Source organism: Hymenobacter sedentarius (assembly GCF_001507645.1).
Classification (GTDB): domain Bacteria; phylum Bacteroidota; class Bacteroidia; order Cytophagales; family Hymenobacteraceae; genus Hymenobacter; species Hymenobacter sedentarius.
In genome coordinates, this window is sequence record NZ_CP013909.1 from 1,388,279 (window position 1) to 1,407,534 (window position 19,256).

The window sequence follows — 19,256 nt, forward strand, 5'->3', positions numbered from 1 at the left end:
TGTTAGCGCATCGGCACCATGCTCTCTTGCGAGCGGTGCAGCGATGAGTTACGGATAACCAGCTCAGGCTTAAGAATGAGGTGGGGCGGTGTATAAACCGGCCCTCGCTTCAGCAGCTGCAGAAAAAGCCGCACCGCCGTCTCGCCCATCTGCTCAGGCCGCTGGTCGATAACCGTTAGCTGCGGCTGCGTCATAGCCGTAAATGGGTCGTTGCTGAAGCACGCCAGGGCAATGTCCTGCGGCACGCGCATCGACTGCTCCCGCAGTACCTCCAGCGCCCCCACCGTGGGAATGGCATAAGCGGCAAAAACCGCATCCAGGGAAGAGTCTAAGGCCAACAAATGCTGCATGCCCAGGCGGCCGGCCTCGTGCGTCAGCGCGGGTAGGGAGTAGTTCCAGTGCTCTTCATAGGCCAGACCATGAGCGCGCAGGGCTTCGCGGTAGCCCAGGTACCGGTTGCGGGTAGTATTCAGGTGCTGCGGCCCGGCCATGTGCGCGATGTGGGTGCATCCCTGCGCAATCAGGTGGGATACGGCTTGGAAGGCGCCCTGAAAGTCATCCAGAATAACGGCCATGCTTTGCGGCAGCTCCGGCACGCGGTCAAAGAAAACCAACGGAATGCCCTGCCGTCGCACCTGCTCAAAGTGCTGGACATCGAGGTGCGTAGTAGCTGAGACCGAAATAAGTATGCCCTCCACCTGCGCATCAATCAAGGTTTCCACGTTGCGCTGCTCCCGGTGCAGGTCCTCGTTCGATTGGCACATCATCACGTTGAAGCCTTCGCAGGTCGCCACTTTCTCAATGCCATTCATCACGGCCGGAAAGAAGTAGCCCTTGATGTGCGGCACAATAACCCCCAGTGTCTTGCTATGGCCTTTGCGCAACGCCGCTGCCAGCTGGTTGGGCCGGTAGCTCAACTCCTGAGCCAGTTGCCGCACGCGCTGCTTGGTGGCCTCGCTAATATCCCGGTGGTCAGCCAGCGCCCGCGAAACCGTCGAGATGGATAAGTTGAGCTGTTGGGCTAAATCCCGGATGGAAGTCTGCTGCTTCTTCGCTGCCATAAGTCAGTGTATTATATAAGGAGCCGCTGCCCACAGGTCTCAAATGCTCGAAAAGGGCACAGCCGCACCCAATTCCTGCGTAAAATAGCATCAGCAGGCCCGAATCGCCCACGTGCGCACGCTACCTCCAGCCACTGTAGGAGGATTAGGGTTAGAAACAGCTCCACCTCTTTCAGCCCCACTTCACCGAGTGCTCTACAGTTGCTTTCGTAAGCCAGCCTGGCCCTACGCAGAATAATTCCTTTCCAGGATGCTCTACTATAAAGAGCACATGATTGTGCCAGTCCTAACGCAGTCTACACAGGAACTGGCCTCATCCTAAGGCCGGTAAAGCGGAGTTAACTTCTAGGTTCGTTCGATCCGCTACCACCTTAATGGGCCTTGTCATGGCTGCAAAGGCAAAAAAAGAGAAGTATTTATTGAGTTGGCGTTGCACGCTCAGAAATTGTTTCTACCTTTGCACCCCCAATAAGAAAAGCGCTTCGAACGGAAACGCAATCTGAAAAGGGTGAGCCAAAAGGCAGCAAAGATTTTAAAATCTGAGCCAGTCGAATTAGCTGACATTTCTCTTTAAGGTTGTAACCTTAGTCAGAAAAAAAAGTCAGCAAGTTTTTGGATTTACAAATAACTTCCTTACCTTTGCACTCCCAAATCGAAAGAAGGGAAATACAGAAGAGAAGATGACCGGCCGCCAGGCCCCACGGTTCGCTCAACAGGAGCGGGCACACGTTCTTTGAATGCTTGGAAAAGACAAATGGTAAGACTTGCTTCGGCAAGTTGACAACCAAACGTAACATTGAATAAAAACTCGTCAAATACGAGTCGGATTCGCACTCGACATCAGCCCCGGTTCGCCGGGGTGTAGAACATTTTACAATGGAGAGTTTGATCTTGGCTCAGGATGAACGCTAGCGGCAGGCCTAATACATGCAAGTCGAACGGTCTCTAGCAATGGAGATAGTGGCGCACGGGTGCGTAACGCGTAACCAACCTACCCAGTTCTGGGGGATAGCCCGCCGAAAGGCGGATTAATACCGCATAAGACCATAGAGTGGCATCGCTCAGTGGTTAAAGATTTATTGGAATTGGATGGGGTTGCGTGCCATTAGCTAGTTGGGGGGGTAACGGCCCACCAAGGCGACGATGGCTAGGGGAGCTGAGAGGCTGGTCCCCCACACGGGCACTGAGATACGGGCCCGACTCCTACGGGAGGCAGCAGTAGGGAATATTGGGCAATGGGCGAGAGCCTGACCCAGCCATGCCGCGTGCAGGATGAAGGCTTTCTGAGTCGTAAACTGCTTTTGCCAGGGAAGAAAAAGGGGGATGCGTCCTCCACTGACGGTACCTGGTGAATAAGCACCGGCTAACTCCGTGCCAGCAGCCGCGGTAATACGGAGGGTGCAAGCGTTGTCCGGATTTATTGGGTTTAAAGGGTGCGTAGGCGGCCGATTAAGTCTGGGGTGAAAGCCCACTGCTCAACAGTGGAACTGCCCTGGAAACTGGTCGGCTTGAGTACAGACGAGGGCGGCGGAATGGAGGGTGTAGCGGTGAAATGCATAGATACCCTCCAGAACCCCGATTGCGAAGGCAGCTGCCTAGACTGTAACTGACGCTGAGGCACGAAAGCGTGGGGAGCGAACAGGATTAGATACCCTGGTAGTCCACGCCGTAAACGATGGATACTCGCTGCCGGCGATACAAGGTCGGTGGCTTAGCGAAAGCGTTAAGTATCCCACCTGGGGAGTACGCCCGCAAGGGTGAAACTCAAAAGAATTGACGGGGGCCCGCACAAGTGGTGGAGCATGTGGTTTAATTCGATGATACGCGAGGAACCTTACCTAGGCTAGAATGCGCGTGACCGCCTCAGAGATGAGGCTTTCCTTCGGGACACAAAGCAAGGTGCTGCATGGCCGTCGTCAGCTCGTGCCGTGAGGTGTTGGGTTAAGTCCCGCAACGAGCGCAACCCCTATGTTTAGTTGCCAGCGGATCATGCCGGGGACTCTAGACAGACTGCCTGCGCAAGCAGTGAGGAAGGCGGGGACGACGTCAGGTCATCATGGCCCTTACGCCTAGGGCTACACACGTGCTACAATGGACGGTACAGCGGGTTGCCAACCAGCGATGGTGCGCCAATCCCGAAAAGCCGTTCTCAGTTCGGATCGGAGTCTGCAACTCGACTCCGTGAAGCTGGAATCACTAGTAATCGCGTATCAGCAATGACGCGGTGAATACGTTCCCGGGCCTTGTACACACCGCCCGTCAAGCCATGGAAGTTTGGTAGACCTGAAGCCGGTGCTCGTCACAGAAGCCGGTTAGGGTAGAACAGGTAACTAGGGCTAAGTCGTAACAAGGTAGCCGTACCGGAAGGTGCGGCTGGATCACCTCCTTTCTGGAGCAGTTCGACTCGTGAGTTTTTATAATAACATGTTACGGTTGTCACCGTTGTCTTTTCCTTCATTCAAATAATTTAAACACTGGTTTTGGGCTTGTAGCTCAGGTGGTTAGAGCGCTACACTGATAATGTAGAGGTCCCTGGTTCGAGTCCAGGCAGGCCCACTCTAACAACAACGACCAGTTGTTAAGCATACCGGTTTATTTCAATAGGAAATGAACCTCGACATCACTAAACACCAGAGTGATACACGTTCTTTGACGTAAGGGGTAACAAAAACGAAGCGTAGCGCGCTTGGTTCCGCAAGGGACAAGCAGTCTGGTTTACCAGACAGTGTTACGAAAGCGAAGTAAGCAAGAGCACACGGGGGATGCCTAGGGTCTGAGAGGCGACGAAGGACGCGATAAGCTGCGATAAGCTCGGGGGAGGGGCACATACCCGTTAATCCCGAGATTTCCGAATGGGGCAACCCCTTGGTTGGAAGAACCAAGAGCCGACGGGCTTGACCCGCGGCGGCAAACGCCGAGAACTGAAACATCTAAGTACCGGCAGGAAAAGAAAATAACAATGATTCCCCAAGTAGTGGCGAGCGAACGGGGAGGAGCCCAAACCGGGTTGGTTACGGCCAGTCCGGGGTTGTAGGGTCGCGACATGTGATTGAATCGAGGTAGCCGAAGTGCTTGGGAAAGCACATCAGAGAGGGTGAAAGTCCCGTAGGCGACACTTCTGATTCACGCTAGCGATACCCTGAGTAGGGCGGGGCCGGAGAAACCCCGTCTGAAGCGAGCGGCACCATCCGCTAAGGCTACATACTCCTCAGACACCGATAGTGAACTAGTACCGTGAGGGAAAGGTGAAAAGAACCGGGAATACCGGAGTGAAAAGAACCTGAAACCGTGTGCTTACAAGCAGTTAGAGGGAGTTCGTCTCCTGATAGCGTGCCTTTTGCATAATGAGCCTACGAGTTACTCCTCCCCGGCAAGGTTAATTGACTTGAGTCAAGGAGCCGCAGCGAAAGCGAGTCTGAACAGGGCGCGGAGTCGGGGGGGTAGACGCGAAACTTGGTGAGCTACCCATGAGCAGGTTGAAGGTGCGGTAACACGCACTGGAGGACCGAACGAGTTTCCGTTGAAAAGGATTTCGATGACTTGTGGGTAGGGGTGAAAGGCCAATCAAACTGAGAAATAGCTCGTACTCCCCGAAATGTATTGAGGTACAGCGTCGTGGTGAGGTCGTTGGAGGTAGAGCTACCAATAGGACTAGGGGGTGTCAGAGCCTACCGAATCCTGATGAACTCCGAATGCCAGCGGCTATACACGGCAGTGAGGCCTGGGGTGCTAAGGTCCCCGGCCGAGAGGGAAAGAACCCAGACCATCTGCTAAGGTCCCTAAATCCAGATTAAGTTGAACAAAGGAGGTCCAGTTGCTTTGACAGCCAGGAGGTTGGCTTGGAAGCAGCCATTCCTTTAAAGAGTGCGTAACAGCTCACTGGTCGAGCGACCGGGCATCGATAATACGCGGGCATCAAATCTGGTACCGAAGCAATGGATGTAACCTGCAAGACGGTTACGTGGTAGGGGAGCATTCTCCTTGCGGTGAAGGTGCGTCGTCAGGCGTGCTGGAGCGTGGAGAAAAGCATATGTAGGCATGAGTAACGATAATGGGGGTGCGAAACCCCCACGCCGATAGACTAAGGTTTCCAATTCAACGCTAATCGGAATTGGGTTAGTCGGGACCTAAGGGGCAGCCGAAAGGTGAACTCGATGGACAGCAGGTTAATATTCCTGTACTGATGATGACAAGTGATGCAGTGACGCAGAAGTGAAAGCACCGCGGGCGGACGGAAGTGCCCGTTGAAGGCCGTAGGTATTGGGAGGGTAGTTAAGTACGCCCACCTAGCCGAACGCTGATAGTACCGCACGTCCTTCGGGACACGCGGATAGTGTGCCTAATCCGACTGCCAAGAAAACCTGCTAAGCGTTTTAATGTCATTATCACCCGTACCGCAAACCGACACAGGTAGTCAAGGAGAGTATCCTGAGGCGCTCGAGTGAATCACGGCCAAGGAACTCGGCAAAATGGACCTGTAACTTCGGGAGAAGGGTCGCTTCCTCTTGGGCAACCAAGAGAAGCCGCAGTGAAAAGGCCCAGGCGACTGTTTAACAAAAACACATGGCTTTGCTAACGCGCAAGCGGACGTATAAGGCCTGACACCTGCCCGGTGCCGGAAGGTTAAGAGGGGAACTTAGTGCCGCAAGGTGCGAAGGTTTGAATCGAAGCCCCGGTAAACGGCGGCCGTAACTATAACGGTCCTAAGGTAGCGAAATTCCTTGTCGGGTAAGTTCCGACCTGCACGAATGGTGTAACGATCTGGGCGCTGTCTCAGCCGTGAGCTCGGTGAAATTGTAGTCTCGGTGAAGATGCCGAGTACCCGCCACGGGACGGAAAGACCCCGTGCACCTTTACTATAGGTTGCCATTGGTGTTGGGTTCGGCATGTGTAGCATAGGCGGGAGGCGCTGAGCCGGGGACGCTAGTTCTCGGGGAGCCACCGTTGAAATACCGCCCTTGCCGTGCCTGATGCCTAACTCTGGATTCCAGAGAACAGTGGCTGCTGGGTAGTTTGACTGGGGTGGTCGCCTCCAAAAGAGTATCGGAGGCTTTCAAAGGTCCGCTCAGTACGCTTGGTAACCGTACGCAGAGCGCAATAGCAGAAGCGGGCTTGACTGTGAGGCCGACTAGCCGAGCAGGGTCGAAAGACGGATATAGTGATCCGGTGGTTCCGCATGGAAGGGCCATCGCTCAAAGGATAAAAGGTACGCCGGGGATAACAGGCTGATCTCCCCCAAGAGCTCATATCGACGGGGAGGTTTGGCACCTCGATGTCGGCTCGTCACGTCCTGGGGCTGGAGAAGGTCCCAAGGGTTCGGCTGTTCGCCGATTAAAGTGGCACGCGAGCTGGGTTCAGAACGTCGTGAGACAGTTCGGTCCCTATCTGTGGTGGGCGTTGGAAATTTGACAGGACCTGTCCTTAGTACGAGAGGACCGGGATGGACCAGCCGCTGGTGCGCCGGTTGTACCGCCAGGTGCAGCGCCGGGTAGCTACGCTGGGACGAGATAAGCGCTGAAAGCATCTAAGTGCGAAACTCACCTGGAGATGAGATTTCCCAATTGAAGGCCCGTCGGAGATGACGACGTGGATAGGCGGCAGGTGAACAAGCAGAAATGCAATAGCTGAGCCGTACTAAGTGGCCGAGGGCTTCGCTACTTCAAGCAATTGAATTCATTCGTCGAGCGCGCAACACACGCTTCGTTTTTGTCCCCTTATGTCAACGTTATTGAGTCCTGCACGAACACGCAGTGACCCGCCAGCAATGGTGGCTTTAGCCCGGGTGTTCACCTCTTCCCATTCCGAACAGAGCCGTTAAGCCCCGGTGCGCCTATGGTACTGCCTTCACCGGTGGGAGAGTCGGTCGCCGCCAACCTTATTGTCCAACAACGCCCCCCGCCGCTTTTACCAGCCGAGCGGGGGGCGTTTTGCGTGTAGCGCCCCACGCACGTCACTCCGCAGGTACGGCATAGTATGGGGTGGTTCAGTAAAAACGGACAGTTAGCTAAGGTAGGTTGGCTTTGAATTCCTGTTCAAATTGGTGAGGCGAGCGGTAGCCGAGCGCGGAGTGGCGACGGTCGAGGTTGAAGTAGGTGTCGAGATAATGGGCCACTTCCAAGCGGGCTTCTTCGAGCGAGGCGAAAGTGGAGCCTGGAGGCAATAATTCGGTTTTAAGCGTGCTCCAGCCGGCTTCGGCCTGCGCGTTGTCATACGGGTTGCCCGGCCGGCTGAAGCTGGGCACGGCCCCGGCTTGGGCGATGCGGGCGCGACAGGCCGCGCTAGTGTACTGGCTGCCGCGGTCGGCGTGCACGATGAGCCCCGGCGCGGGCTGGCGGAGCGTCAGGGCCTGTTCCAGGGCGTGGAGCACCAACTCGGTGGGCATCTGCGCGGCTAGGTGCCAGCCCACTACGCGCCGCGAGCAGGCATCGCGCCAAGTAGCCAGGTAGCACCAGCGCCCGCCCACCAGCGGCAAGTAGGTGATGTCGCCGACCCAGACCTGATTCGGGGCGGTGGGGAACGGCTGACCCAGCAAGCGGTTCTCCGCCACCACAGCCGCCGGGCCGGCCACGGTGGTGCGCGGCCGGTGCGGGCGGGTGCTCAAGGCGTGTAAGTCGTGCCGGTGCAGCCAGGTGCGCAACGCGTAGCGGCCCACGGCGTGCCCTTCCGCGTGTAACTCGGCCCGTAGCCGCCGCGTGCCGTAGCGTCGGGCGTGGCGCGTAAAGGCCGCTTGCGCCGCCACTTGCCACGGAGCCGGCGCGGCGGCCGGCCGGTGCCGCCACTGGTAATACCCGGCGGGGCTCACGCACGGCCAGCACCTGGCAGAGCAGCTGCACGGGCCACGCCTCGGTGCAGGCCGCGAGGAAAGCGTAGCGGCTCATCACTGAGGCGGTTGGGAGAAGATGGTCACGACTTTTTTTTAAATGTCGCGCTCCATTTCCACGCGCTTGAGCACGGCCCGCAGCTGCTTGATTTCGTCGCGCTCCGCGCTGCTGGGCACGGCGGCTTCCAGGGCCTGGCGTTGCCAGCGCCCCAGCAGGGCTGGTGAAATGCCCTGGGCACGGGCCACGTCGCTTTGCCGCGTACCCGCTGCTACTTGGCGGACGCACTCGGCTTTAAACGCCGGCGTGTATTTCTTGCGGGTGGAGGGGCTTCCTCCAAGATTCGATTTTTCAGTCATGGGCAGCGGAAGTTAAGACGTCTCGCTGTCCGTTTTACCTAGACCACCTCAAGCCGGCGGCCGGCCTGATCGTGCACGCCGACCAGGACAGCCAGTACGCGGCCACCCGATTCAAGGACCTGCTGGCCCGGCACGGGGCCTTGCCGAGCATGAGCCGGTGTGGCAACTGCTACAACAACGCCCACGCCGAATCGTTTTGGAGCCGGCTGAAAACCGAACTGCTCGACGGCGGCGTCTTCCCCGGCCTGGCCGAAGCCCGGCTCGAAATCAGCCACTACATCGCTTACTACAACGCCGAACGCCGCCACACCGCCCTCGGCTACCAATCACCCAACCACTTCGAATCCCACCTCCAAACCATGTCCTAATTGTGTTCGGCTTAGCTGGACCACCTCAATAAACCTTTGCTAAGTGTAAAACGAAACGCATACGGCATTGTATGGTGGCTGGTTTTGTATCTATAAAATAACGGAATTGTATAAATATTCAACTACAACAGTAACAAGTCAGCCCTACGCCACTACAGCTGGGTTTATGCTATCTGAAGGCGGTCTTTTATGCCTTAATCTTGTGCTTAAAAAGTAAGTTTTCCTCCGCCCAAACCGGGCATTTGGCACCGAACCCCGGCTCTTTTTGCTTCGTAAGCAGGCTGCCCAAAGTTGGGTTGAACTCGTACCCACAGCGGTGTTATTTTTTGTTATTGAAATTTTTAATGGGTCCGTTGCCCGAATCTTGTATCAAGAATTTCTTGAAATAATTTAATTTAGGGAATTGCTCTCCCACCGATTCATGCAGGATATCTATCAGGTGCTGACTGTGCGGGAGGTGCACTCGCCCACGCCCCGGGCCCGGACGCTGGTGCTGGAGCCCCAGCCCGGCGAAACCCTGCGCTACGAGCCCGGCCAGTACCTGACCCTGGTGCACCCGCAGTATGGAGGCGAAGTACGCCGGTCGTACTCGTTCAACTCCACGCCGGTGCTGCACGAGCCGCCCGCCATCACCGTGAAGCGCGTTGACAACGGCTTGTTTTCGCGCTGGCTCGTCGACCAAATCCAGGTGGACGACCAGGTACACACCAGCGGGGTCGGGGGCTTCTTCACCCTGCCGCCTAACCCAGACGACTACGACCAGCTCATTCTGCTGGCGGCCGGCAGCGGCATCACGCCGATTTTCTCGCTGCTCAAAACGGCGCTTCATGCCCACCCGCACCTGCGGGTGCTGCTGTTCTACAGCAACCGCTCGGCGGCCGAAACCCTGTTTCTGGTGGAGCTCGAGGATTTGGCTCAACGACTCCCCGGGCAGCTGCATATTGAGCTGTTTTACAGCGATAACCCTTTGCTGTACCGCGCCCACCTCCACAAAGAGCTGCTCGAAACGCTGGTGAAGGAGCAAGCCCCGTACGCGCCCGGCCGCACCTTGGGCTACCTCTGCGGGCCGCTGAACTACATGCGCATGGGCACCTACGGCCTGCACGAGGCCGGCCTGCCGCTCAGCCACATCCGCCGGGAACTGTTTTACACCGGGGCCGATGTGCGGGCCCCGGTGCTACCGCCCGATACCGCGCCGCACCGGGTGGGGGTACGGGCGCGCGGCCAGCTCCACGAGCTGCTTGTGCAATACCCCGACACCATTTTGCAGGCGGCCAAGCGCCAGGGCCTGCACCTGCCCTACAGCTGCGAGGTGGGCCAGTGCGGCAACTGCGCCGTGCGCTGCACCCAAGGCCGCGTGTGGATGGCCACCAACGAAGTGCTGACCGACCGCGAGCTGGCCCGCGGCCTGGTCCTGACCTGCACTGGCTACCCCGTGGGCGGCGACGTTGAGCTTGATTTTGACGGCCATTAAGGGTCGGCTTCCTATCAGTATAATTTGGCTCAGCCGGAAGCCCGTCTTCCGACCGGGCACGGCTGCTAAGCCAGCCCAACGCCGTACCTTTTAGCCCTTGACCCATACTGCCCACCCGCTTCCGTTGTGACCAGACCGAAATCGCCCCATGCTTCCCCGACGACGGCCAATGCGCTGTTTCCGGTGTTCCTGCGGCTGGAGAAGTTTCGGGTGCTGCTGGTGGGCGGCGGGCAGGTGGCCCTCGAAAAGCTCACGGCCATCCTGCACAACAGCCCCGAAACGGCCGTGACAGTCGTAGCGCCAGACCCGCTGCCCGCGCTGCAGGCCCTGGTGGGCCAGCATCCACGGGTGCAGCTCCACGCCCGTCCGTACCAAGACGACGACCTGGAAGGCCAGGATTTCCTGTTTGTGGCCACCGACGACGAGGCGCTCAACCACCGCATCAAAGCCGCTGCTGCCACTCGTCACCTTCTCACCAACGTAGCCAACGCGCCGGAGGCCTGCGACTTCTACATGGCCTCGGTGGTGCAGAAAGGCGATTTGAAAGTGGCCATCTCCACCAACGGCATGCTGCCCACCGTGGCCAAGCGCCTGCGCAGCGTGCTGGAAGAAGCCCTGCCCGGCGAGCTGCACACGCTCCTGCAGCACATGACCGTCATTCGCACCCGACTCACCGGCGATTTCGCCAGCAGAATCAAGGCGTTGAACGCCGCCACGGCCGAGCTGGCCTATGGCCCGGCCTACGAGTCGCCGGCCACGGCCTACTGGCGGCGCATTGCCACGGGCGCGCTGCTCACGTTTGCCCTGTTTATTCTCATCAACATTGCGTCTTACTACGTCACGCTGGCGCAGGTAGTGGCGGTGCTGCGGGGCTCGGGTACCTTCTATATGTTCGTGGCCGTCGGCTTCGCAGCCCAATTAATTGACGGGCTGCTGGGCATGGGCTACGGGGTGGTGTCGGCCATCAGCCTCATGTCGCTGGGGCTGAACCCGGTGGCGGTGAGCGCCAGCATCCACACGGCCGAGGTATTTGCCAGTGGGGCCTCGGGCTACCAGCACTACCGCTTCGGCAACGTCAACAAGCGCCTGTTTCGGGTGCTGCTGCTGCCCGGCGTGGCCGGCTCCATTAGTGGGGCCCTGGTGCTGGCGCATTTTGGCGAGCAGTATGCCAATTGGGTGAAGCCGCTGCTGGCCGTCTACCTGCTTATTCTAGGCATCCGCATCCTGAACAAGGCGCTGCGCACGCAGCCGCAGCAGCGGCGCAAAGTGAAGCACGCCGGCTGGCTGGCCGGGGCCGGCGGCTTTTTGGATTCGTTTGGCGGCGGGGGCTGGGGCCCGCTGGTAACGAGCACGCTCATCGCCACGGGCCGCACGCCGCAATATGTCATCGGCACGGTCAGCCTGGTCGAGTTCTTTGTGACTTTCGCCAGCGCCTTCACCTTCTTCACGCTCATCGGCATCTCCCACTGGCAGATTGTGGCCGGCCTGATTGTCGGCGGCGTGGCGGCGGCCCCGATTGCAGCCCGACTGGCTGGGCGCATCCCCACCCGCTGGATGTTCCAGGGCGTGGGCCTGATGGTTATTTGCTGGAGCCTCTGGGCCCTGCGCAAGCTTTTCTAAAGGCTGATTTAGAGCGTTTAAAATTAAGTGTAAGGCTGGGCAGTAGCGCGGACTTTTAGTCCGCGGGGCCGTAAAGCAACTGCCTCGCGGACTAAAAGTCCGCGCTACGGGACAGCGACTCCAAAGCTACTCTAAGAAGCACTGAGCCGCGAACGGCGGCCATGCAACGTGCGGCGGAATCAGCTCAATTCGTCGGGCCGGTATCTACTCGGGCTTCTATGGCTTTCTGAACGGCGGGAGTTACTTCCGAAAGAACATCCAAGCCAGTGGCGGCTTCAATGGCATCAACCTTGGTTCGGTACTGGGCCCAGCTGGCATTCAGGCCGTTGTCGTTGGGGATGTCGACGGCAATTACCCGCGTGGCACTGGTTACCCGGCTGGCGTCGTTGGTCCCGCTCGTGAGCACGACGACCACCTTCCAGCAGTGGGCGGGCACGGTAATGCGGCCTTGATCGAGGGTGGTGGCGTAGCCATTGGCGCCGGTGCCGCCGCGGCCGTAGCTGCCAGCCATTATGTAGAGTTCTTTGCCCTGGCCCACCAAGGTGCGGCAGTACTCTTCCAGGCTGGCCCAGGTTTGCTGGTTGTTGCGCGGGGCCTGGGGCATCATGTTGGTCATGAGGAACGTAGCCGAGTTGTCGGCCGCCGTTCGCGTGCGGTCGGCGGAGGGGCAGTTGTGGCCGCGGTCGAAACCCGAGCCGCTGTAGCTGCTGGCCGTGGCCTGGTACCAGCCGGCGGGCAGGTCGGCATCGGGCCGGAAGTCGTCCTGCCGCGCGGCGCTCCCGAGCCAGTCGGCGCTGAGGTGCCAGCTCACCCAGTTGGGCTTGCCCTGGTCGCGGCTGTACCCCACCACGTATTGGGGCTTCACCAACAGGTAGTTGTTCGGAAAGCTGGCATCAGTCGTAGCGCCGCTGGGATTGCCCAGGGCCAGGTGTTCGACCAAGCCGTCCTGCGGGGCTGGCTCCGCCGATTCGCAAGCCGCGGCGCCGGCCAAGGCCAGCAGGAGCAGGCCGCAACGCAGCAGCTGATGGAGCGCATTCATAACCTAAAGGTACCTCTTACTGCCGAGCTTAGGGCCTAATCCCGGTAATTGAGGGCCGGTTTGCGGTCGCCCAGCAGGGGCTTGTATACGTAGCTGCCCACGTCCTGCTTGAACTCGGTTTTGGCCTTCGCAAGCAACGCCGGGTCGCCAAAAAGGTCGATGGCAGTCAGCGTCATGGTTTTGGCAGCCACCATCATGCCCTTGGTGCCCACTTCGAGGCCGCTGCAGGCCACCGCCTGCCAGCTGTGCGCCGGCGTGCCCGGAATCCAGGTGGCGGCCTCCAGGCCTACGGTGGGCACCACGTAGCTCACATCGCCCACGTCGGTGCTGCCGCCGCCGTCGCGGGTGGTGAAGGGCGATACGCCACCGGCCGTCTCCACGGCCGGCACGGCAAAGCCCAGCGAGGCCTGGATTTGCTTGCCAAACGCTAGCTCCTCCGGGCTGTAGCGCACGCCGCCCACCTGCTCCAGATTGGTTTGCAGGGCGCGGGCCAGGGTTTCGTTGAGCAGCAGGTCGTGCGTGCCGCCAATGAGTTCGTAATCCATGGTGGTGCCGGTGCCCAGCGCGGCCCCTTCGGCAGCTTTCACCACGCGGGCAAAGATGTCTTTCACGTTTTCCCGGTTGGGGTGCCGCACGTAGTAATACACTTCGGCGTAGTCGGGCACCACGTTGGGCGCTTTGCCGCCGTTGGTGATGACGTAGTGAATGCGCGTTTCCTGCGGCACGTGTTCGCGCATCATGTTCACCATGTTGTCCATGGCTTCCACGGCATCGAGCGCGCTGCGGCCGCGCTCCGGCGACATGGCCGCGTGCGAGGCCACGCCGTGAAAGCGGAACTTGGCCGAGGTGTTGGCCAGGTAGTTGTTCATCATGGCCCGGTTCTCGTTGCCCGGGTGCCAGTGCACCACCGCGTCTACGCCGTTGAATAACCCGGCCCGCACCATGTACACTTTGCCGCTGCCGCCTTCTTCGGCGGGCGTGCCGTACACCTTAATGGTGCCCCGCAGCTTGCCTTCCTGCAGCAGCTTCTTAATCTCAATGCCTGCGGCCACGCTGGCCGTGCCAAAGAGATTGTGCCCGCAGCCGTGGCCCGCATCCAGGCCCGCCACGGGCTTTTTCTCGGGCACGGCCTGCTGCGATAACCCCGGCAAGGCATCAAACTCGGCCAGAACGCCGATGACCGGCTGGCCGCTGCCGTAAGTCGCCACGAAGGCCGTGGGAATGTCGGCCACCCCGGCCTGTACCTCGAAGCCGTTGTCGCGCAGGGTCTTCTGCAGCAAGGCCGAGCTTTGGGTTTCCTTGTACCCCACTTCGGCGAAGCCCCAGATGCGCAGCGCCACCTGCTTGTAGTCGGAGTACTGGGCCTGCAGTTCCCGCAGGGCCTGCGCTTTAATGGATTTCAGCCCCTTAACCGGGGCGGGTGGCAGCGCCGGGCGGGCCGCCAGCAGCCCAATTCCCAGCAGGCAAAAGATGGAAAGCTTTTTCATGGTAACGATTCAAACAAGGTAATTACTACCCGCGCCGGCCCTGGCGGCCACGGTTAGGCGAATGTAGCACAACGGCCCTTTCGCACCGACCCGCTGCGGCCGCGTGGGCCCCTGTTGATCCAAAAAAAGCCTCGGCCGGAGAGGCCAAGGCTTTTGCAACTCCCTAAGGAAGAGGAGGGCCGCTTATTTGCGGATTTGCTTGCGGCTGCGCTTCACCTGCTTGCGGGCAGTTTTGAGGTAGGCTTTGAGCTGGTGCTTGCGCGGCACCACGATGACCGTCGCATTAGCCAGGTTCACGGTTGAGCTAGAAGCGGCGGCGTTTAGAGTTGTGGACTCGTCGGCGTAGCCGGCATAGGTGACCCGGGCGGCGAGGGGGCCCGCATTGGCCGGGACAGTGAACTGGAATTCGCCTTCGGCGTTGGTCACGGCCATTTGCTTGGTGCCCGTCAGGATAACCACGGCGCCGGGCAGTACGCCGGCCGGGTTGGTGATTTTGCCCACCAGCGTCATCATTTTCGTGGGCTCGGCGGTGGGCGTTGGCGTGGTGTTGGTGGTGCCTCGCGGGTTGCTCGACGCCAAGCTGCGGTTGCTGGCAAGGGCGATTTGAGCGTGCGAGGTGGCAGTAATCAGGGTGAAAAGGCAAGTTAGAAAAGAGGCGGTGAGGACAGTGAAAGAGCGCATGGCGGTAATGATATTGGCGGCTTTGTTTGAACGATACAAATGTATGTTTGCACATTGCCGTGGAGTATTTGTTCTCGGCTAAGTGCCAATTTGTGCCGATGGGTGAGCAAATTCTCTGTTGCAATGGCACGTAATGGCTGCCGGAAAGCAGAGCTTGCCGTTGGCCGCCACAAACTGTTGTTGGGCTAGCAAATCCTGCGCTTGGGACAGAATATGCTTGCGTTGAGCGGGTACGGCGCAGTAGAAGGGAGGGCGGGCCGGATATTGTAGTTGCCCTTTATTATGCTTTCTACAACTTCCCATCCTGCATCTGCTTCCCACAACGAAGCCTTTGCTCAGGCTCAACAGATCCACGCTGCCTTATCAGAGGCGCTGGCCCGCTTCCCCGCCGCGGGCGAAGCAGAAGCCCAGCAGTTCAGCCTGCTGCTTGACTTATTGCCGGAGGGCGTGGTGCTGTTCGGCACCGATGGGCGCATTGAAGTCCTCAACCAACGCTTCTTTGCCTTATGCAACCTGCCCGATGCCCCCGCCGAGTGGCGGGGCCGGGCCCTGGCCGAACTGCTGGCCCACGTGCAGCCCCAGGTGCTGGCCCGCGTGCCCCACGAGGGCGGCGAAACCCTACCCCTGCGCTCCGGGCGAGTGGTGGCCAGCAGCACCCAGCCCGAGCCCGCCACCACGGGCCGGCCGGCACGGCAGCTGCTGTGCCTTACCGACGAAACCGATGCCACCCAGCGCTTCCAGCTCCTGGCCGAGCTGGAAGCCGTTGCCCGCATTCCGCAGCAGAACCCGTACCCGGTGTTGCGCCTCGCGGCTTCGGGCCGCCAGCTCTATGCCAACAGCGCCGCCCGGCAACTGGGCCTCGGGCTGGCGCCGGCCGAGCGTATAAGCTGGCAGCGGGCACTGGCGGCGCAGGCCCTGGCCCAGTGCACTCCTTCTAAAGAGGAGGGAGCCCTCGGCCAGCGCTGGTTCAGCGTGCACGCCGAGCCGTTTGTCGCCGAGGGCAACATCAACCTGTACGTATTCGAAACCACGGCCCGCGTCCGGGCCGAGCAGCAGCTGCAGGAACAGCAGCGATTCTACGAAACCATCCTCAACGAGTTGCCCGCCGAGGTATTCGTGGTCGACCACCAGTACCGCTACCGGTTTGTAAACCCGGCCGCCGTGCCCGATGCCGAGCTGCGGCAGTGGATACTGGGCGTGCTGCTGGTGGAGGACAACGAAATCAACCGCGAAGTAGCCCGCTTTATGCTCGAGGAGTGGGGCGTTATCCTGGAAGAAGCCGTAGACGGCGAAAAAGGCCTGCGTCTGCTCACCGACCACGTGTACGACGTGGTGCTAATGGACATTCAGATGCCCGGCTTGAGCGGGGTGGAGGTAACCCGGGCCGTGCGCCAGCTGCCCGACCCCGTGCGGGCGCAGGTGCCCATCCTGGCGCTTACCGCCAACGCATTCCGGGAAGACAACGAGCGGTACCGTGCCGCCGGCATGAACGATTGCCTGGCCAAGCCTTTCGAGGAGGAAGCGCTCTACCACAAGCTGAATGCCCTACGCGCCGCGCACCACGCTCCCCTACGACCTCACCAAGCTGCGTGCCATGGCCCACGGCCGCGAAGCGTTTGTAACCAAAATCATCCGCTCTTTCCTGGCCAATACGCCAGCCAGCCTGCACCAGATGCAGGATGCTGCATGGGCCGGGCAGTGGGAAAAAGTAGCCGAGCTCACCCACCACGTCAAGCCCAACTTGGCGGCGTTGGGAGTGGCAGGAGTAGCGAGTGTGGTAACCATTCTGGAAAAAGCCCCCAACTCCGGCCAGGCCACCGCTGAACGAGGCGCTCTGGTAGCCCAACTGGTGGTCTCCGTGAACCGGGCGCTGGCCGCTCTGCCTGTGGAGCTGCCGGGTGAGTAGGGGCGGGGTTGCCGTAGAACCTCACCCCTACCGGGCACGGCCCCGGCCCCTCTCCAAAAGAGAGGGGAGTCACGGCGGCACAGTCCTGTCATTGCGAGGACGCAGGACGAAGCAATCCGTCCTGTTCTCAGCGACTTGCCTTCTAATGTGAAAAGCCCCGGCACTACGCAGTGTCGGGGCTTTTTCTGTCTTAATTAAAACAACAGCTTATCACTTCTTAGAGTTGGTCGCACAAAGTGGACGGATTGCCGCGATGCGCTCGCAATGACAGGATTGTGCCGCCGTGACTCCCCTCTCTTTTGGAGAGGGGCCGGGGCCGTGCCCGGTAGGGGTGAGGTGAGTAAATCCGGCTCAATTTTAAATTCCCCGCAGCCGGCGATAGAAGCCTTCTTGGTAGGATTTGCTGACCGGTACCTCATGCTTGCTGAAGGCCAACATATGGTCTTCTACCACGTCGATGCGACGGGTGTTGACGATGTAGGAGCGGTGCACGCGGGCAGAAAAGGACTCTGGCAAACGCTCCTCCAGACTCTTGAGGGTACTGTATACAATGAGCTTTTGCTTATCCAGCACCAGCACCGAGTAGTCGGACATGGCTTCGATGAACAACAGCTCTTCGAAATTCACCCGCACCATCTTCTTGTTCACCTTCACGAACAGGTGCTGGTCATGGGGCGGGGCCGGCACCGGGGTCGGCTCTGGCTGGCTGGCTGGCCGGCACCTGGCGGCGCTTCAGTACGCGCTCCACGGCCTGCAGAAACCGAGGGAATTCTACGGGCTTCACCACGTAATCGGTCACGTTCAGCTCAAACGCATTGATGGCAAAGTCGCGGTGCGAGGTGACGAGGACAATATCGGGCTGGGGCGTGGGCAGGATGCGCACCAGGTCCAGCCCCGAAAGCATGGGCATTTCAATATCCAAAAAGGCGATGTCGACCTGGCCACCATCGCGGAAGAACGCCAGGCAATCCACCGCATTAGCGAACGAGCCCAACAGCTCCAGTTCGGGGGTTAGCTCAATTAAGTGTTCAAGGGTCAGCCGGTTCATCTCGTTGTCGTCAACGAGCAGGCAGGTAAGCTTAGCGGTCGGGGTCATGAAGCTGGGAAGCAGCGATGTTAACGTGTCCATATCGGCTTTCCCGTTTATCCTGCTGCAGCAAATAGCGCTACCCAATAAAAAGAACCGGCTCAATAATCCGGAACCATACGGTTTGGCAGTACAAGCTAGATTTCATTGGAGGCTGCTACAAAGAAGAGTTCGTTCAAATCAACTAATTGCCTGTTAAAGTTGACTTTCAGCCCGGTAAATGACGGGTTAAGTTTCCGGGTTGATATCTAAATCCGGCATTCTGTGCGGCCATGACCAACGCGCAAGCCGCAGAGCAGCGTGGCGGCAAGGGCGGTGCCAATTCAATGCCCAAGCTTGGAAGCTTTTCCAAAGTATGCTCTATAACCGGTAGGACAGCCGTAGTTGGACGCGTTACTTGGGCTGGCGATTGAGCTGATTGAAGGGCAGTGTATTACAGTATAGTTAGTGTTCAGCTCCTGGATATGTCTTAAGCTGGCATAATTCAATAAAATTGAACTTTACCAGGTTGATTAAATTTGAGAGAGGCAAATGCCTAACTGAGCAAGCCGAGTGATGGCTACAGCCCAAATGCTGGCGGTGGCCAAGTCAGTAAGTCGGTTTTGGACACAATATCTGATGCCTATCACTTCTGATGGCAGCCCCAGAGCTTATGCTTCAGTTTATAGGCTCTTTATAAACACCTGTATCAAGTGATTTTAGCCGATAGCGAGGGCAACGAGCACCTTGTTTCAAAATAATAGTGGCTTTCCAAAAAAAAATATATGGAATTCATGATATTTAACTTATTCCAAATTAATGCCTTTAAAGTTATAAAAAGCCATATTTGATATTTTTTTAGCTCAACATTTCGCATTTGTCCAAGAATATACTGTGAAAAATCTTTAAAGATTATATAAATCACCTTTTTTTATTGAAAAAGTCCTTACTAAATTTGAATCCGTTTTGTAGAAACCACAAAACTGTCCTGCCCAGTTAATTCTCTTCTTTCCTGGACAGGTCTTCTGGAGAAATTTGCACTTAATAGACAATTGAATCCCCGTTTGTAAACCTAAAGCTTCCCTTTTATGAACACACACATACCCCCCACCGCAAACGGGAGATTATTTAGGGCCTACCGGTTCTTGCTGTTCCTGCTTTCAGGCTACAAGGCTGCGCTGCGCCTTACTACAAGTGCTAGTAGTGCCTCTAATAGCCCTTACTCTAAATTTCTATTTCTATCAGGCTTCCTATTTATGGCAGCTAGTTTACCGGGTGCAGGACAAAATATAAGTACGCCAACTCTCTCTGCTACTCAGTTTTGTCCTGGAGGCTCTATTTCTGTCACATTTACTGCTACAGATGGTAATGGTAGCA

12 protein-coding genes, 1 tRNA gene and 3 rRNA genes are annotated in these 19,256 nt (G+C 58.5%); 8 read left to right on the top strand and 8 right to left on the bottom strand.

The window, feature by feature from the left end; all coding sequences use genetic code 11:
- Nucleotides 1–2: 2 nt before the first annotated feature.
- The gene (locus AUC43_RS05715; RefSeq protein WP_068190924.1) at nucleotides 3–1,061 is read right to left on the bottom strand and encodes a LacI family DNA-binding transcriptional regulator; all 1,059 of its coding nucleotides are present in this window, start codon (nucleotides 1,059–1,061) and stop codon (nucleotides 3–5) included.
- 873 nt (nucleotides 1,062–1,934) lie between these two features.
- On the opposite strand from AUC43_RS05715, the gene AUC43_RS05720 reads away from it, so the two are divergent.
- The 4 genes from AUC43_RS05720 (at nucleotide 1,935) to rrf (ending at nucleotide 6,936) form a co-directional block, all read left to right on the top strand.
- A 16S ribosomal RNA gene (locus AUC43_RS05720) occupies nucleotides 1,935–3,450 on the top strand.
- Between the two features lie 93 nt (nucleotides 3,451–3,543).
- Nucleotides 3,544–3,617 (top strand) — tRNA-Ile (locus AUC43_RS05725).
- A 179-nt stretch (nucleotides 3,618–3,796) separates the two neighbouring features.
- Nucleotides 3,797–6,719 (top strand): 23S ribosomal RNA (locus AUC43_RS05730).
- A gap of 105 nt (nucleotides 6,720–6,824) precedes the next feature.
- Nucleotides 6,825–6,936 (top strand): 5S ribosomal RNA (gene rrf / locus AUC43_RS05735).
- Together the 16S, 23S and 5S rRNA genes with 1 tRNA gene alongside form the textbook arrangement of a ribosomal RNA operon.
- A 129-nt stretch (nucleotides 6,937–7,065) precedes the next feature.
- Here rrf and AUC43_RS05740 read toward each other — a convergent pair.
- Both AUC43_RS05740 and AUC43_RS05745 read right to left on the bottom strand, forming a co-directional pair.
- Complete coding sequence (locus AUC43_RS05740) at nucleotides 7,066–7,863, bottom strand: IS3 family transposase (protein ID WP_068190926.1); 798 nt, start codon at nucleotides 7,861–7,863, stop codon at nucleotides 7,066–7,068.
- A 114-nt stretch (nucleotides 7,864–7,977) separates the two neighbouring features.
- Nucleotides 7,978–8,238, bottom strand: a complete 261-nt coding sequence (locus AUC43_RS05745) for a transposase (RefSeq protein WP_068190928.1) — start codon at nucleotides 8,236–8,238, stop codon at nucleotides 7,978–7,980.
- Between the two features lie 71 nt (nucleotides 8,239–8,309).
- Here AUC43_RS05745 and AUC43_RS05750 point away from each other — a divergent pair, with 71 nt between their 5' ends.
- The 3 genes from AUC43_RS05750 (at nucleotide 8,310) to AUC43_RS05760 (ending at nucleotide 11,700) form a co-directional block, all read left to right on the top strand.
- Nucleotides 8,310–8,606 (top strand): integrase core domain-containing protein, encoded by a 297-nt coding sequence (locus AUC43_RS05750; protein ID WP_068190930.1) that lies wholly within the window; start codon nucleotides 8,310–8,312, stop codon nucleotides 8,604–8,606.
- Nucleotides 8,607–9,027: 421 nt separating this feature from the next.
- Nucleotides 9,028–10,080: a ferredoxin--NADP reductase gene (locus AUC43_RS05755; protein WP_068190931.1), complete on the top strand. Its 1,053-nt coding sequence runs from the start codon at nucleotides 9,028–9,030 to the stop codon at nucleotides 10,078–10,080.
- Between the two features lie 126 nt (nucleotides 10,081–10,206).
- Nucleotides 10,207–11,700: a TSUP family transporter gene (locus tag AUC43_RS05760; RefSeq protein WP_068190933.1), complete on the top strand. Its 1,494-nt coding sequence runs from the start codon at nucleotides 10,207–10,209 to the stop codon at nucleotides 11,698–11,700.
- A gap of 184 nt (nucleotides 11,701–11,884) precedes the next feature.
- On the opposite strand, the gene AUC43_RS05765 is transcribed toward AUC43_RS05760, so the two are convergent.
- From AUC43_RS05765 to AUC43_RS05775, 3 genes are all read right to left on the bottom strand, one after another.
- Nucleotides 11,885–12,739, bottom strand: a complete 855-nt coding sequence (locus AUC43_RS05765; RefSeq protein ID WP_068190935.1) for a DNA/RNA non-specific endonuclease — start codon at nucleotides 12,737–12,739, stop codon at nucleotides 11,885–11,887.
- A gap of 35 nt (nucleotides 12,740–12,774) precedes the next feature.
- The gene (locus tag AUC43_RS05770) at nucleotides 12,775–14,226 is read right to left on the bottom strand and encodes an amidohydrolase (protein ID WP_068190938.1); all 1,452 of its coding nucleotides are present in this window, start codon (nucleotides 14,224–14,226) and stop codon (nucleotides 12,775–12,777) included.
- A gap of 183 nt (nucleotides 14,227–14,409) precedes the next feature.
- Entirely contained in the window at nucleotides 14,410–14,907 is a 498-nt protein-coding gene (locus AUC43_RS05775) for a carboxypeptidase regulatory-like domain-containing protein (RefSeq protein ID WP_157780949.1), read from the bottom strand.
- Nucleotides 14,908–15,189: 282 nt separating this feature from the next.
- Here AUC43_RS05775 and AUC43_RS05780 point away from each other — a divergent pair, with 282 nt between their 5' ends.
- A complete protein-coding gene (locus AUC43_RS05780; RefSeq protein WP_082684933.1) occupies nucleotides 15,190–16,731 on the top strand; it encodes a response regulator in 1,542 nt (513 codons plus the stop codon).
- Nucleotides 16,732–17,170: 439 nt separating this feature from the next.
- On the opposite strand, the gene AUC43_RS05785 is transcribed toward AUC43_RS05780, so the two are convergent.
- On the bottom strand, nucleotides 17,171–17,500 hold the full coding sequence (locus tag AUC43_RS05785) for a LytR/AlgR family response regulator transcription factor (protein ID WP_068190943.1): 330 nt from the start codon (nucleotides 17,498–17,500) through the stop codon (nucleotides 17,171–17,173).
- Entirely contained in the window at nucleotides 17,481–17,909 is a 429-nt protein-coding gene (locus tag AUC43_RS05790; protein ID WP_157780950.1) for a LytR/AlgR family response regulator transcription factor, read from the bottom strand. The genes AUC43_RS05785 and AUC43_RS05790 overlap by 20 nt, the downstream gene beginning before the upstream one ends.
- Nucleotides 17,910–19,256: the final 1,347 nt, after the last annotated feature.